This is a genomic window from Azospirillum thiophilum (assembly GCF_001305595.1).
GTDB classification, from domain to species: domain Bacteria; phylum Pseudomonadota; class Alphaproteobacteria; order Azospirillales; family Azospirillaceae; genus Azospirillum; species Azospirillum thiophilum.
On the sequence record NZ_CP012401.1, the window covers coordinates 1,353,192 to 1,367,500 of the forward strand.

Here is a 14,309-nt window from a genome sequence, read left to right on the forward strand (position 1 = left end):
TCCCCAGGGATGGGGATCGGGCGTAGGATCGTCGCAGGTGCCGGGAGAAACCGGCATCGGAAGAACAGGACGCTGGGGGAGGACACGCACATGGCGGAAGCCGTCCGCACACTGCCCGATCATCCATGGCTGGCGTCGTACCCGCCGACGGTCGACTGGGCGATGCCGATTCCGGTCAGGCCGCTGACCGAGCTGCTGGACGGGGCGGCGGCCCGCCACGGCGACAGGCCCTGCCTGAATTTCCTGGGCAAGCGCACCAGCTATCGCGAGCTGGGCCGGCTGGTGGACCGCGCCGCGCGCGGCTTCCAGGCGATCGGGGTGGGGAAGGGCACGCGGGTCGGGCTGTTCCTGCCCAACACGCCCTATTACGTCATCGCCTTCTTCGGCATCCTGAAGGCCGGCGGCGTGGTGGTGAATTTCAACCCGCTCTATGCCGAACGCGAGCTGGTCCACCAGATCGGCGACAGCGACATCGAGTTGATGGTCACGCTGGACCTGAAGCTGCTCTACGGCAAGATGGCGCGGATGCTGGATGAGTCCGGGCTGAAGCGGCTGGTCGTCTGCCGCATGGCCGACATCCTGCCCTTCCCCAAGAACTGGCTGTTCCCCATCGCCAAGCGGTCGGAGATCGCGGCGATCCCGCGCGACGACCGTCACATTCCCTTCGCCCGGCTGATCGACAATGACGGCCAGCCGGCTCCGGTCGCCATCGACCCGCGGGACGACGTGGCGGTGCTGCAATACACCGGCGGCACCACCGGCGTGCCCAAGGGCGCCATGCTGACCCATGCCAACCTCTACGCCAACACCGTCCAGTGCGCGACCTGGTACGCGGCCAAGGAACGCAAGCCCGGCGAAGGCACCGATGACGGACAGGAGCGCATGCTGGGCGTGCTGCCGCTGTTCCACGTCTTCGCCATGACCGCGGTGATGAATTTCGGCCTGCATCTGGGGGCGGAGATCGTCCTGCTGCCGCGCTTCGAGCTGGAGCAGGTGATGCGCACGCTGGAGACGGAGCGGATCACCCTGTTCCCCGCCGTGCCGACCATCTACACGGCGATCAACCATCACAAGCGCCTGAAGGAGTTCGACCTGTCCTCCATCCGCTTCTGCATGTCGGGCGGGGCGCCGCTGCCGCTTGAGGTGAAGGAGGCGTTCGAGCGCGTCACCGGCTGCACGCTGGTCGAGGGCTACGGTCTGTCGGAATGCTCGCCGGTCGCCACCGTCAATCCGGTGGTGCAGCACAGCGAGAAGAAGGGCTCCATCGGCCTGCCGCTGCCCGGCACCATCGTCGAGATCGTCAGCCTGGAGGAACCGCGGCGCGTCCTGCCCCCCGGCGAGAAGGGCGAGGTCTGCATCCGCGGCCCGCAGGTGATGAAGGGATACTGGCGCCGCCCGGACGAGACGGCGCAGACGCTGGTGGACGGCCGGCTGCACACCGGCGACGTCGGTGTGATGGACACGGACGGCTACACCACCATCGTCGACCGCATCAAGGACATGATCCTGTGCAGCGGCTTCAACGTCTATCCCCGCAACGTCGAGGAGGCGATCTACCTGCATCCGGCGGTCGCCGAATGCGTGGTGGCCGGCATGCCCGACGAGTATCGCGGCCAGACGGTGAAGGCCTATGTGCGGCTTGACGAGGGCCAGAGCCTGACCGCGGGCGAGCTGATCAGCTTCCTGAAGGACAAGCTGTCGCCCATCGAGATGCCCAAGGTCGTGGAATTCCGCCGGGAGCTGCCCAAGACGATGATCGGCAAACTGTCGCGCAAGGCCCTGCTGGACGAGGAGGCGGGCAAGCGCGCCGCCGCGGGCGTCGGCGGCAGTCCTGCCGGCGGCAATCCAGCAGATGGCGGTGCCGCATGAGCGCGGACGGGCGCAAGGCGGTGCGTGTCCGCATCCTGGGCAGGGTGCAGGGTGTATGGTACCGCGGATGGACCGTCGACACTGCGGGCGGGCTGGGGCTGACCGGCTGGGTGCGCAACCGCGCCGACGGCACGGTTGAGGCACTGTTCGCCGGCCCTGCCGACGCCGTCGACCGCATGCTGGACGCCTGCCGCCGCGGCCCGCCCGCCGCCATCGTCCGCGACCTGGTGGCCGAGCCCGATCAGGATCCCGGAATGGCCGGGTTCGAGCAGCGGCCGACACTGTAGGCGCGGCATTAGCGTTCCGCTAACCATGATGGCGGCATGCTGGAGGCCGCAGCGCTTTTGCGGTTCGGGGACTGGAGCCAGGATGTGAGCGACGTAGCGGGCATGAAGGCCATGCTTGCCGGCGTCTTCGCCAAGGCGGCGGAGGCGAAGGGAAAAGCTGTCCGCAAGCCGGCGCCGCCTGCTGCCCGTAACATGCCCCCGGTGCCGCCGGGCGGTGAGCCTGCAGTCCGTCTCAGCCTTGCGGCGGGGATGGTGGACGACGCGCTGGCCGGACCGTCCGGCGGCTTCCCTGCCGGCCTTGCGGGGCAATTGGGTCCGGCGATCCAGGCGGTGGCGCGCGACCTCGGGCGGCTGCTGACGGTGTTCGGAATGGAGGCGGACGGCGTGGCTGCGGCGGAGGCCGCGCTTGCCGGGCGTTTCAGCGATGCGGAGCGCCGGGCCGCGGTGGCGGCGCTGGATGGTCCTGCCGGTGACTTTGGTCCGGTGACGGAGGGCGGAGGTGCCGGGGATGTGGCGGTCGAGGTGCGCGGCATCGGTCTCCGCGTGGCGGATGGCCCTGCGTCACCCTGTTTCGAGGAGGCAGCCCTGGTCCTGGCGCATGTGCCGGCCGAGGGGGGGAGCGATGGCCTCGCCGCCGTGATCGGCGCGCTGCGCTCGGCCATCCGGCCGGGCCGGGGGCTGACGGTCGAGGCCGACGGCATTCCCGCCGATGGTCTCGGCCCTCTCATGGAGGTGCTGGCCGGGGCGATGACCGGGCCGCCGGACGGGCTGGAAGGCACGGTGGTCCTGTCGCCGCGCAACACCCCGGCGGTCGGGGAGACGCTGGACCTGTCGCTCACCCTGTCCGGGCGGCTGGGCGCCGGGACAGCGGTCCCGTCCGCTCCGCCCACCGCCCCGGCCAAGGAAAAGCCGGTCGAGCCTTTCGGGGAGCGGGGGGTCGATGTCCGGATTTGATCCGTGCCGCCGGCTGGCGGCCCTGATCCTGGTTCTGTCCATTTCAGGCCCGATGGCGGCCGCCCCGGCGCTGGCCGGGCCGCTGGAGCGGACCGAGCCCGGCCATCTGGCGCCGCCCCAGCCGGGTGCCCAGCTTCCCTTCGCGCCGCCCATCGTGCAGTTCGCGCTGCCGCCGCAATGGATGACGATCCGCTCCAAGGAGGACTGGCGCAAGGCCGGCACGTTCGAGAAGGAATTGAGCAAGGACTGCGCCGCCCTGCGCTTCGGCGAGATCACGCCGATGCGGTTCCGCGCCTATTTCAACGGGCAGGTGATGGGCGTCGCCTTCGGCCACGGCCTGAACCTGCACGATCCCGGCAAGAAGGCCGATCCCAAGAAGATCTACCTGTTCCGCAACGGCGATTCCGCCGGCTGCACGGTGCAGTCGATGGACAACAAGGATCCGCGCGTCAATCCCGCTGCCGGACAGGCCGCGACGCCGGCCGGCGGCGGGTTCAAGAAATACTGACCGGGGCCGTTCAGGCGCCTGTGTCCTCGCCCTCCTCGCCCCGCATCGGGCCGCCGAACACCTCCGGCCATGCCGCGATCAGGGCGGAATCGACGTCCTCCATCGTCACCAGCTGGCCCAGCGCGACGATGGAGGTGACGCCATGCCCGGCGATGCCGCAGGGAACGATGCCGCCGAAATGGCCGAGGTCCGGCTCGACGTTCAGGGCGATGCCGTGGAAGCTGACCCAGCGCCGCACCCGCACGCCGATGGCGGCGATCTTGTCCTCCTGGCCCCTCACGCCGCCATAGGGCTGTTTGTCGACCCAGATGCCGACGCGGCCGTCGCGCCGCTCCCCCCTGATGGTGAAGGAGGAAAGCGTGCGGATGATCCACTCCTCCAGATCGTGGACATAGGCGCGGATGTCGGCGCCGCGCGCCTTCAGGTCCAGCATCACATAGGCCACCCGCTGGCCCGGCCCATGGTAGGTGTACTGGCCGCCGCGGCCGGTGCGGTAGACCGGGAAGCGGTCGGCCTCCAGCAGATCCTCGTCCCGGGCGCTGGTGCCGGCGGTGTAGAGCGGCGGATGCTCCAGCAGCCACACCATCTCCGGCGCGGTGCCGGCGCGGATCGCCTCCACGCGGGCCTCCATCTCGGCGATCGCCTCGGGGTAGGGGACCGGCCGGTCGGAGATGCGCCACTCGACCGGGGGAAGTGCGGCGGGGCGGAGGCCGGCGGGGGTGTCGGACGGGATCGGACTGGCGGGCAGGCTGGTCACGGATGTCATTCGATAGGGTCTCGGCAGAAGGGTCGGGCAGAAGGGTTTGGAAGAAGGGATGAGGGGCCGTTCGCATTTTTCTTCGCGGATGATGATTGTAGCGCTTGATCGACCCTCGGGAAGCTGATATCTACCCGCTCCACCCGATGAGGCGCGCAAGCGCAGGTCGGGGCTACCAGCCTCGTGCGGTCGTGGCGGAATTGGTAGACGCGCAGCGTTGAGGTCGCTGTGGGGCAACCCGTGGAAGTTCGAGTCTTCTCGACCGCACCACTCCCATGCAGATGGGACCATCCCGGGGATACGGGAACGACGAAAGGCCCGCAGGTCGAAAGACCGAGCGGGCTTTTTCGTATCCGCGTTCCGGGGCGTCCCTTGCCTGAGCTCCCCTTACCTGAGCTCGATATAGCGTTCCAGCGTGGCGCGGCGGAGCGCACGAACGATGTGGGGGGCGGCACCGCTGGCGACGATGTGGCCGCCGGCCTCGCGGCAGCGGTTGGCCAGGATGAACAGCATGCCGATGGCCGCGGAGTCGATGAAGGAGACGAACCGCAGGTCCAGCGGCACCATCGGCCTTGCCAGGAAGTCCCAGTCGCGCAGCATGTCGTGGAAGCGGTTGCCGTCCTCGTAGGTGCAGCGGCCGGACAGCAGGATCCCGTCGCGGTCGCCGACGGTGGTGAAGGCATACTCCATCGTCGCGTCCGGTCCCTTTCTCGATGATGCGGCGTACCGGCATGGGAGCATGAAGGGTTGCGGCGGTGCAAGCCCATGCTGCGGAAGGGGCTATCCGGTTCGATCCGGGCTGGACAAACGGGAAAAGGCGCCCCTGGGTCCGTCCCGGTGTCGCCGGTCCTGCCGCAGCGGGGCCGCGATTCCGCTTGTAGGGCCAGCTGAATGTTGGCATAAGGCAAAAACATAGGCCTGGGGTGCCGCGCGGTGGTCGCGCGGCTGAGAACACACCCATCGAACCTGTCTGGGTAATTCCAGCGAAGGGAGCCGCCGCATGATCGATGCGCCCGAACCACATCCGTTTTCCGCTCCCGACTCGGGAGCCCGCCCGTCCGTCGCCATCATCGGCGCCGGCTGCATCGGCCTCGCCATCGCCTGGAGGCTGGCGTCGGCCGGCTGCCGCGTCGAGCTGTTCGAACGGGGGGAGGCCGGTCGCGGCGCCACCCATGCCGCCGGCGGCATGCTGGCCGCCTGCGTCGAGACCGAGCCGGGCGAGGAGGGACTGCTGCCGCTGACCCGCGCCTCGCAGGCGCTGTGGCCGGACTTCGCCCGCGACCTGGAGGCGGCGAGCGGCCTGCCGGTCGATCTGCGCAGCGAAGGCACCATGGTCATCGCGCTCAATGCCGACGATGCCGCCAAGGTCCGCTTCCTGCACGGCTTCCAGCGCGATCTCGGATTGCCGGTGGAGTGGCTGGGCGGGGCCGAGGTGCGGCGGCGCGAGCCCTATCTGCAACCCGGCGTCGCCGGCGCCCTGTTCTGTTCCGGCGACCATCAGGTCGACAACCGGAAGGTCGCCACCGCCTTGCGCCGCGCCGCGGAGGCTGCCGGTGCCCGCCTGCACGAGCAATGCGGCGACGTCGCGCTGGCGGTGGAGGGCGGTCGTGCCATTGGGGTGCGTGTCGCCGGAAGCCTGCACCGGGCCGACCGGGTTGTGCTGGCGGCCGGCGCCTGGTCGGCCGGGGTGCCCGGCCTGCCGCCCGTGGCAAGGCCGCCGGTGCGGCCGGTGAAGGGGCAGATGGTCTGCCTGCGCATGGACCCGCGGCTGCCGCTGCTGCGCCATGTGGTGTGGACGCCCGGTACCTACCTGATCCCGCGGCTGGACGGCCGGCTGCTGATCGGCGCCACGACGGAGGAGCGCGGCTTCGACGACCGCCTCACCGCGGGCGGCCAGTTCGCCCTGCTGGAGGGGGCATGGCGGGCGCTTCCGGGCATCGCCGAACTGCCGATCGAAGAGGCCTGGGCCGGCTTCCGCCCCGGCAGCCGCGACGATGCGCCGGTCCTGGGCGACAGCGGGATTCCCGGCCTGATCCATGCCACCGGCCACCACCGCAACGGCATCCTGCTGACCCCGGTGACCGCCGATGGCATCGCCCGGCTGGTGCTGACCGGGGAGACCGATCCGCTGCTGCGCCCGTTCGCCGCCGACCGTTTCGTCCTGGCGGGAGCCGCCGCATGAGCGCCGTCCTCCGCGTCAACGGCCGCGACGAGCCGCTCGCCGCCGCCTCTGTCGCCGAACTGCTGGCCGCCCGCGGCATCGCCGAGGGAACCCGCGGCGTCGCCGTCGCCCTCAACGGCACGGTGGTTCCCCGCCGCCAGTGGGCCGGCACCGCGCTCCGGCCGGGCGACAGCCTGGAGATCGTCCGCCCGATCCAGGGCGGCTGAACCAGGGCGGCAGCCCCCCGACATCTCCCTTCCTCCGAAAACGGGGAAGCGCCTTTGCGAAGGTCCTGATTCCATGTCCCAAACCATTCCCGCCGACCCCCTAGTCATCGCCGGGCGCAGCTTCGGTTCGCGCCTGTTCCTGGGCACCGCCGGCTATCCGAACCAGCAGGTCATGCTCGACGCGCTGGCGGCCAGCGGCAGCGAGCTGGTCACGCTGGCGATCCGGCGCATCAGCCTGGACGGCTATTCGGAAAGCCTGGTCGACGTGCTGGCCCGCGCCACCGCCGGGCGGCCGGGCGGCCCGGTCGGGCTGCTGCCCAACACCGCCGGCTGCATGACCGCCAAGGAGGCCGTGCTGACCGCGCAGCTGTCGCGCGAGGCGCTGGATACCCCCTGGATCAAGCTGGAGGTGATCGGCGACCGCGAGCTGCTCTATCCCGACGTGGAGGAACTGCTGCGCGCGACGGAGGAGTTGGTGAATGACGGCTTCGTCGTGCTGCCCTACTGCAACGACGATCCGGTGACCTGCCGCAAGCTGGCCGACCTGGGCGCCGCCGCGGTGATGCCGCTGGGCGCCTTCATCGGGTCGGGGCTTGGCATCCGCAACCCGCACGCCATCGAGACGATCTGCGCCCGCAGCCCGGTTCCGGTGGTGCTGGACGCCGGCATCGGCACCGCGTCGGACGCCGCCCGCGCGATGGAGCTGGGCTGTGCCGCCGTGCTGCTGAACACCGCGGTGTCGAAGGCGCGCGATCCGGTGCGGATGGCGGCGGCGATGCGCGACGCGGTGAGCGCCGGCCGGGGCGCCCATCTCGCCGGCCGCATGCCGATGCGGGCCCATGCCGAACCGTCCAGCCCGCAGATGGGCCTGATCGGGGGGTGACACCACGGGGAGCGAGGCGCTCTGTCCATTCGTCCGCTTGATCCGGCGGAGCGGCTGACGCAGGCTGTGGCGCAGCATCCCCTTGTCGGAGACCCCAGCCTTGCCCGCCACCTTCGAACCCCGCGCCGCCGACTGGAAGGCGCGCTGCCTCGCCTCGTTCGAACAGCAGCCGATCTGCAGGACGCTCGGCATCGAGTTGGCGGCCATCGAGCCCGGCTTCTGCGAGATGCGGCTGCCCTTCCGCGCCGACCTCACCCAGCAGCACGGCTTCTTCCATGCCGGCATGGTCAGCACGCTGGCCGACAATGCCGGCGGCTATGCCGCGCTGAGCCTGATGCCGGCCGGGGCGGAGGTGCTGGCGGTCGAGTTCAAGATCAACCTGATGTCGCCGGCCAAGGGCGACGTGATGATCGCCCGCGCCCGCGTGGTGAAGCCGGGCCGCACCCTGGTCATCACCCAGGTCGAGATCGCGATGCTGGACGGCGGGGTGGAGAAGGACTGCGCCCTGATGCAGCAGACCACCTTCTGCGTGATGCCGAAGTGACGTTCCAACCGGTTCGAAAGGGGTTTCCCATGCAGCCCATGCAGCCGTCACGGATTGCCGCCCTTCTGCTGACCGGCGGCCTCGCCATGCTCGCCACCCCGGCACTGGCCAAGGACCCGCCGTCCTGCGCGGCCATCTCCTTCCGGACGCTGCCGGCCGGGGGGCCGGACGGCGAGCAGGATGCCGGCCTCTACAAGTCGCGCTTCGGCAAGATCGAGGTGAAGGCGGACGTCAAGGGCGGCCAGGCCACCACCTATTACATGGTGCTGAACGGCAGGAAGGTGGACGGCCCGGCCTCCCCGCCCAAGATGTCCAACGCCTGCCTGAAGTCCAAGCACGTCAAGCTGCCCTTCGCCAGGCAGGCCGCCGGCACCTGCACCGGCAGCCGCTTCCGAGTCGTCGTCGACCGCTCCAGCGGCAAGCCGGTCGCGGCGTTCTTCGGCCTCCAGGGCGAAGATTGGGCCTATTGCAGCGCGACGACGCTGTAGGGAACCGGGGCGGCGGGCATCGCCCGCCGCCACCGTCCCTTGCCATTGCCCTCAGATCGCCAGCGCCTTGACCCGCTCGCGCAGCGTCTGCCGCGCCGCCTCGGCCTCGCCGCGGGCGGTGGCGAGGTCGCGGGCGATCGCGTCCAGGCGGTTCTCGGCCTCCGCCATCTTGGCCAGCGTGCGCTTGTGCAGGTCGCTGCCGGCGGGCAGGGCCTTCAGGTTCTCGCGCAGACGGTCCTGGTCGGCGATGCGGTCCGTCCGGTCGCGCTCCAGCTCGGCGATCCGGCGTTCCTTCTCGGCGACGGCGGCGCGCAGCCCGGCCATCGCGGTCAGCGCCTGCCGCACCTCCGCCGGGAGTTCGGTGGCGGCGGCGCGGGCGGCGATCTGGTCGGCGCTCAGGTCGGTCAGGACGATGCGTTCCTGCCTCGGCCGTTCAAGCGTGGCGGTCAGCGTCACCGTCTTGCCGGCCGGCACGGCGAGCGGCAGGCGGTAGGCGATCGCGGTTGCGTCCGGCTTGCCGTCCGTTCCACCGCCCGCCGCTTCGGCGAGGGTCCAACCGGCGCGGCGCGGATGCTCGATCACGAGATTGCGGTCGCCATCCGGAGCACCGGCGACGGTGTAGATGGTGGTCTGGCGGTCGATCACCGACAGTGTCAGCACCCCGTCGGCAATGGTGGCGCGCGACAGCCGGCGATCCGGCTTCTCCTCGCGGTCGACGGTCACCGACTGATCGACGGCGAAGGACAGCAGCCGGCTGTCGCCCGCCGGCAGGGTCGCCATGCGGGCATCGCCGACATAGGCGGTGTTCCCGGCGGCGGTGTTCCCTGCGGCGGTGTTCCCTGCGGCGGCGGTCGCAGCGGTTCCGGAGGCGCGGTCGTAGAAGGTCAGCAATCCCGGCGGCAGCGCGGTGTCGCCGTCGTTGCGCAGCCGCAGTGCCGCCAGCGGGTGGCGCGCCGCGGTCGCCGGCTGGTAGAGCGCCACCCGCTCCACCGGCATGGCCCGCGCGGCGATCGGCATCATCAGCGTGCCGCCGTTCGGCACCGTGACCGGCTGCGGGTAATGGAACAGCACCTGGGCGCCCTCGGCCGTGCCGGCTTCTGCGCTGTCGACCGCGGCGACCGCCGGGGTGCCCAGGGCCGATCCATAGGGGGCGGTCGCAGTCTTCGCCATCGGTTCGGCCATCCGTTCGGCCATCGGGGCCGGTGCGGCCATGGCGGGCGCAGGCGCGGGGCGCGACGATTCGGCACGCATCGCCGGGCGGGCGGCATCCAGCGTGACCGTGCCCTCGTCCGCGCTCGGCAGCACCCGGCCCAGCACCTCGACCGGCACCTCGGGCCGCTCGACGAAATAGGGGGTATAGAGCGCCTGGCGCAGAGTGACCGGGTTGCCCGACACCACGGTCAGGTCGACGCCGCGCCAGTCCTCGCCGCTGAGATTCTCCAGCACCGCCCAGCCCTGCAGCGCGCCGCGCCCGTCCGGCGGCCGGCCGGTTCCCGCCGGAGCGCCGTCCGCTCCCAGGCTGAGCCGGTAGGTCGCCTTCCACAGCGGCATCTCCGCTACATAGCCGACGCGCACCCGGCGCTCGCCGCCCGCCTGTCCGTCCTTCGGGGCGTGGCTCTGCACGGTCAGCCGCCTGCGCTCGCGCCGCGCATTGTCCGCTACCGCCGCCAGCGCCTTGTCGATCTGCGCCTGCACCGCCGGATTGGTGAAGCGCAGCGTGTCGGCCTCCTCCAGCACCAGTTGTCGCATGCCGTCGGCGGTCATCAGCGTCACCCGGTGGCGCGTCACGGTGGCGTTGTCGCCACCCGGCAGGCGCGCCGTCTCCTCCGTCACCGACATCAGCCGGCCGGTCAATTGGCTGGAGCCGCCGGCCGTCACCTCGGCGCCCCGCATCGCGCTCAGCAGCGCCGCCGGGGAATGGAGGTCGCCGGCCGAGAAGGGCAGCTCGCGGAAGGCGGTGTCCAGAGGTTCCGCTCCCGGAAGGCCGATGGTGCCGACGCCGCCCTTGTCGTCATAGACGACGATGCTTTTCAGCACGTCGTCGACCTGATCGCGCCGCACCTCCAGCGACAGGTCGGCATCGCCGCTCACCGTCGCCTCATATTCGAAATAGCCGACGCCGCCGGTCGACAGCAGAACCCGGGTCAGCGCCAGCCGTCCGCCGCCCCCCCCATCGGCTCCCCCATCGGCGGAGCCGTTCGCCGCCCAGGCGGCCGGTGCCGCCGTCAGCAGTGCTGTGGTGGCGAGAAGGATGGCGCGGGTCATGATGGGTCTCTCCGTTCCTGTTGTTCCCGAACCGCCGGCATAGGCGTGAAATCGGGCGGGAATAGGGAGACGATGTGGCGAAGGCCGGTGAGGTATCGGCTGGTCAGGGCGTCGCCGCCAGCCAGCGGTCCATCATCGTGCGCCACAGCGGGGCAGGCGCGACCGGCATCGGCATGGGGAGCTTTGCCGGTTGGGGCAAGGGACCGTGTGCCGCGGCGGGGGCGCAGCCGGCATGGTGGCCGCAGCGGTCCTGCACCGGACGGCGATGGCCGTCGGCGGGCAGGCGCCGCGACGGCTTGCCGCGGTGGAACGGCACCGGCGGTGCCGGGGCATTGCAACCGGACATGATCGGCATCGCGCGTCGCGGCTCAGCCCGACCGGCCGACCGAGCGCGCCGAATCGAGGTGGCGTCGCGCCTCGCCCAGCAGCAACCGGTGCTGCGCCAGCATGTCGCGGTTCGAGCCCTGCTGGCCATAGACCCGCACCTCGTTCAGCAGCCGGTCTGCGCGGTCGAGCAACGCCAGGCGCTCCAGGCAATGATCGATGTTCGACATGGCGGTGCATTCCCCATCACGAGCGGTATCGCTGGCGGTGGTCCGGCACCCGGGCGGGTCACCGTCCCCTGTTCGCCCCCTGTTCGATGGTCGGCATTTAAACCGCAGCATGTTTCTGGTTAATGTCCGTGAAGGGGTAATTTCATGTCACCGGGGCCGGCTGCCATTTCAGTCGGCTCATGCGAAAGCCGGAGGACCGGCGACGGTTACCGGGTTGTAACGCATTGCGCGTCGTTCGCGCGTGGGATAAGAAGATCGGGGGAGGTATCAGGCATGCACATTCTCGCGGTCGACGACGACGAGCCGATTCGGGAGCTTCTGGCGTCCTATCTGGCGGGGGAAGGCTACCGGGTCACCACGGCGCACGATACCGCATCGGCCAAGCAGGCCCTGGATGGCGAGCCCGTCGACCTCGTGGTCTGCGACCTCCGCCTGCCCGACGGCGACGGTTTGGGGCTGGTCCGCCAGATTCGCACCGAATCGCAGATCCCCGTCATCATCCTGTCCTCCAAGGACCAGGACGTTGATCGCATCGTCGGGCTGGAGCTGGGGGCGGACGATTACCTGACCAAGCCGTTCAACCCGCGCGAACTGCTGGCCCGCATCAAGGCGGTGCTGCGCCGCGTCTCCAATGACGGACGTCCGCCGCGCAATGCCGACGAACTGCGGGCCGTCGTGCAGTTCGCCAATTGGGAGCTCGACCTCACCGCCCAGCGCCTGCGCGGGCAGGAGGGGCGCGAGGTTGAGCTCACGAAGGCGGAATTCGGTCTGCTCGCCGCCTTCGTCAAGCGGCCGCAGCGGGTGCTGACCCGCGACCAGCTGCTTGACCTCACCCGGGTCGACGGGGCGGAGGTGTTCGACCGGTCCATCGACGTCCTGATCCTGCGCCTGCGCCGCAAGATCGAGGCCAATCCGAAGGAACCCCGCATCATCAAGACCGAACGCGGCGCCGGCTACGTCTTCGACGCCAAGGTGCGGGCGGTCTAGCTGCTGACGGTCTGAACGCCCGGCCGTTCGGGGGAGGGCGCCTGCCCCTGGACGCTTCCTTACGCACGCGTTAACCTTTCTGAAAACCAGCGGAGAGGAAATGCGCGTGTCCGACCCCATCGACTTCTATTTCGACTTCGCCTCGCCCTACGGCTATTTCGCCAGCCTGCGCATCGACGAACTGGCGGCGAAGCATGGCCGCTCCGTCATCTGGCACCCTGTCCTGCTCGGCGCCATCTTCAAGGTGACGGGCATGAAGCCGAACCTGCAGCAGCCGCTGCGCGGCGAATATCTGACGCACGATGTCGGCCGCATCGCCCGGCTGACCGGCGTTCCCTTCACCTTCCCCGATTCGGCGCCGGTCAACGGCGTCGCGGCGTCGCGTGCCTTCTATTGGCTGGCCGACCAGCATCCGGAACAGGCGAAGCTGCTGGCCCGCGCGCTATTCCATGCCCATTTCGGCGAAGGGCGCGACATCGGACCGTCCGACACGGTGGCGGAGATCGCGTCGCAGACGCTGGGCAGCCTCGGCATCGACCGCGCCGCGGTGACGGCCGCGCTCCAGGACCCGACGGTCAAGGACCGGCTGCGGACGGAAACGGATGATGCGGTCGACCGCGGGGTCTTCGGCTCTCCCTTCGTCCTCGTCGACGGCGAACCCTTCTGGGGCTGGGACCGGCTCGACATGGTCGACCGCTGGCTTGCCACCGGCGGCTGGTGAGCGGCGTCGGGCGGACCCGGCCTCCGCCCGAAATCCTTACCTCCCGTGCGGAAATCTCTGACGGTTGGGGTGGGCGAACCGCTATAACTCCGAACCATGACTTTCGTTGAGGCGCCGGCGCCGGTGCCTGTTTCCGCTTCGGGTTGCCGCCCCATGGACCAGATCGTTCCCGACCGCCGCCCCCGGACGGCAAGTCCCACAGCAGCGGCCCCCACTGTCGGCGCGCATGCCGGTGCCCATGGCGCGCGCGGTGCATCCAAATCCTGGCTGGGCGGGGCGCTGCTGACCGCGTTGCTGCTCGGCCTGATCGCATTGTCGATCCGGTCGGTGTCGGGCGACCTGACCTTCGTGCTTCTGGGATCGGTCGGGCTGGCGGTCGGCGCCTTCCACTACCTGTTTCCGGGCAGCCAGTTCTTCACGCTGGCCCTGACCAACTTCATCGGCGTCTATGCCTGCATCTTCGTCTTTTTCCTGGAAAGCAATTTCCACAACATCCGGCCGCTGACCCAGGCCATCGCCTTCGTCCTGCCGCTGGCCGCGTTCCTGGGCGGTGCCTGGTGGCGGGCGGAGGACATCCGGCGGATCGTGATGTCGCGGCGTCTGCGCGAAGGCGGCCATTTCGACCGGATCTTCCTGTGGATGGCCCCGGTCTGGGGCATCGGCGCCCTGACCTTCCTGGTGCCGGGTCAGGACATCGACACGCAGACGGTCGGCGCCATCTTCCTGTTGTCCATGTCGGCGGTCGCCGCGATCGTCGCCCTGGTCGCCCGCGACATCGCCATCTTCCTGCTCGATGCCGGACTGCTGTTCGAAGGGTTCTTCCAGCAATCGGCACGGCTGGTGCTGCCGGCCTTCGCCTTCCTCACCTTCTATTCGCTGTGCATCATCCTGTTCGGCGCCATCTACACCATCATGGACCGCTTCATGGTGGAGCCGAACTTCGTCATCGAAGGTGTCAGGCGTGATCTGACCTTCGCCGAAGGCATCTATTTCTCCATCGTGACCTTCGCCACCGTCGGCTATGGCGATATCCATCCGGTCTCCGGGCCGGTGCGTCTGATCTGCGGCATCGAGATCATCATGGGCGTGCTTCTGCTGCTGTTC

17 protein-coding genes, 1 tRNA gene and 1 riboswitch (1 of these 19 only partly in view) are annotated in these 14,309 nt (G+C 69.9%); of the genes, 13 read left to right on the top strand and 5 right to left on the bottom strand.

Annotation, left to right across the window (positions count from 1 at the left end):
• The first annotated feature begins 90 nt into the window (after positions 1–90).
• From AL072_RS06230 to AL072_RS06245, 4 genes are all read left to right on the top strand, one after another.
• Positions 91–1,869 (top strand): long-chain-fatty-acid--CoA ligase, encoded by a 1,779-nt coding sequence (locus AL072_RS06230; RefSeq protein WP_045581062.1) that lies wholly within the window; start codon positions 91–93, stop codon positions 1,867–1,869.
• Positions 1,866–2,156 carry an acylphosphatase gene (locus AL072_RS06235; protein ID WP_045581061.1) on the top strand — a complete coding sequence of 97 codons (291 nt, stop codon included), beginning with the start codon at positions 1,866–1,868 and terminating at the stop codon, positions 2,154–2,156. The genes AL072_RS06230 and AL072_RS06235 overlap by 4 nt, the downstream gene beginning before the upstream one ends.
• Before the next feature lie 84 nt (positions 2,157–2,240).
• Complete coding sequence (locus AL072_RS06240) at positions 2,241–3,110, top strand: hypothetical protein (protein ID WP_245636783.1); 870 nt, start codon at positions 2,241–2,243, stop codon at positions 3,108–3,110.
• Complete coding sequence (locus AL072_RS06245) at positions 3,097–3,618, top strand: hypothetical protein (protein WP_045581059.1); 522 nt, start codon at positions 3,097–3,099, stop codon at positions 3,616–3,618. Before AL072_RS06240 ends, AL072_RS06245 begins: the two co-directional genes overlap by 14 nt.
• A 10-nt stretch (positions 3,619–3,628) precedes the next feature.
• Here the strand turns inward: AL072_RS06245 and lipB are convergent, their stop codons facing one another.
• A complete protein-coding gene (gene lipB / locus AL072_RS06250) occupies positions 3,629–4,384 on the bottom strand; it encodes a lipoyl(octanoyl) transferase LipB (protein ID WP_045581058.1) in 756 nt (251 codons plus the stop codon).
• 176 nt (positions 4,385–4,560) lie between these two features.
• On the opposite strand from lipB, the gene AL072_RS06255 reads away from it, so the two are divergent.
• Positions 4,561–4,645 (top strand) — tRNA-Leu (locus AL072_RS06255).
• Positions 4,646–4,762: 117 nt separating this feature from the next.
• Here AL072_RS06255 and AL072_RS06260 read toward each other — a convergent pair.
• Entirely contained in the window at positions 4,763–5,065 is a 303-nt protein-coding gene (locus tag AL072_RS06260; RefSeq protein ID WP_045581057.1) for an STAS domain-containing protein, read from the bottom strand.
• 219 nt (positions 5,066–5,284) lie between these two features.
• Positions 5,285–5,384: riboswitch (TPP riboswitch) on the top strand.
• On the opposite strand from AL072_RS06260, the gene thiO reads away from it, so the two are divergent.
• The 5 genes from thiO to AL072_RS06285 all read left to right on the top strand — a co-directional run bounded on the left by thiO (position 5,376) and on the right by AL072_RS06285 (position 8,678).
• The gene (thiO, locus tag AL072_RS06265) at positions 5,376–6,557 is read left to right on the top strand and encodes a glycine oxidase ThiO (RefSeq protein ID WP_045581056.1); all 1,182 of its coding nucleotides are present in this window, start codon (positions 5,376–5,378) and stop codon (positions 6,555–6,557) included. (Overlaps the previous riboswitch by 9 nt.)
• Complete coding sequence (gene thiS / locus AL072_RS06270; RefSeq protein ID WP_045581055.1) at positions 6,554–6,763, top strand: sulfur carrier protein ThiS; 210 nt, start codon at positions 6,554–6,556, stop codon at positions 6,761–6,763. Before thiO ends, thiS begins: the two co-directional genes overlap by 4 nt.
• A gap of 73 nt (positions 6,764–6,836) precedes the next feature.
• Positions 6,837–7,646 (top strand): thiazole synthase, encoded by an 810-nt coding sequence (gene thiG, locus AL072_RS06275; RefSeq protein WP_045581054.1) that lies wholly within the window; start codon positions 6,837–6,839, stop codon positions 7,644–7,646.
• A 100-nt stretch (positions 7,647–7,746) separates the two neighbouring features.
• Positions 7,747–8,190 (top strand): PaaI family thioesterase, encoded by a 444-nt coding sequence (locus tag AL072_RS06280; protein WP_045581053.1) that lies wholly within the window; start codon positions 7,747–7,749, stop codon positions 8,188–8,190.
• A 29-nt stretch (positions 8,191–8,219) separates the two neighbouring features.
• Positions 8,220–8,678, top strand: coding sequence for a hypothetical protein (locus AL072_RS06285; protein ID WP_144428161.1), 459 nt, complete (start codon positions 8,220–8,222; stop codon positions 8,676–8,678).
• 51 nt (positions 8,679–8,729) lie between these two features.
• On the opposite strand, the gene AL072_RS06290 is transcribed toward AL072_RS06285, so the two are convergent.
• The 3 genes from AL072_RS06290 to AL072_RS06300 all read right to left on the bottom strand — a co-directional run bounded on the left by AL072_RS06290 (position 8,730) and on the right by AL072_RS06300 (position 11,497).
• Positions 8,730–10,943 carry a hypothetical protein gene (locus tag AL072_RS06290; RefSeq protein ID WP_045581052.1) on the bottom strand — a complete coding sequence of 738 codons (2,214 nt, stop codon included), beginning with the start codon at positions 10,941–10,943 and terminating at the stop codon, positions 8,730–8,732.
• A 103-nt stretch (positions 10,944–11,046) separates the two neighbouring features.
• On the bottom strand, positions 11,047–11,289 hold the full coding sequence (locus tag AL072_RS06295) for a hypothetical protein (RefSeq protein WP_144428162.1): 243 nt from the start codon (positions 11,287–11,289) through the stop codon (positions 11,047–11,049).
• Between the two features lie 22 nt (positions 11,290–11,311).
• Positions 11,312–11,497: a hypothetical protein gene (locus AL072_RS06300; protein ID WP_045581050.1), complete on the bottom strand. Its 186-nt coding sequence runs from the start codon at positions 11,495–11,497 to the stop codon at positions 11,312–11,314.
• Positions 11,498–11,770: 273 nt separating this feature from the next.
• Between AL072_RS06300 and AL072_RS06305 the strand changes: the two genes are divergently transcribed.
• The 3 genes from AL072_RS06305 to AL072_RS06315 form a co-directional block, all read left to right on the top strand.
• Complete coding sequence (locus AL072_RS06305) at positions 11,771–12,484, top strand: response regulator (protein WP_045581049.1); 714 nt, start codon at positions 11,771–11,773, stop codon at positions 12,482–12,484.
• A 100-nt stretch (positions 12,485–12,584) separates the two neighbouring features.
• A complete protein-coding gene (locus AL072_RS06310; RefSeq protein ID WP_342669598.1) occupies positions 12,585–13,205 on the top strand; it encodes a 2-hydroxychromene-2-carboxylate isomerase in 621 nt (206 codons plus the stop codon).
• A gap of 153 nt (positions 13,206–13,358) precedes the next feature.
• Positions 13,359–14,309, top strand: partial view of a potassium channel family protein gene (locus tag AL072_RS06315; protein WP_045581048.1) — the 5' portion only. It continues 66 nt past the right edge of the window; only the first 951 of its 1,017 coding nucleotides appear in the window; it begins with the start codon at positions 13,359–13,361; its stop codon lies off the right edge, out of view.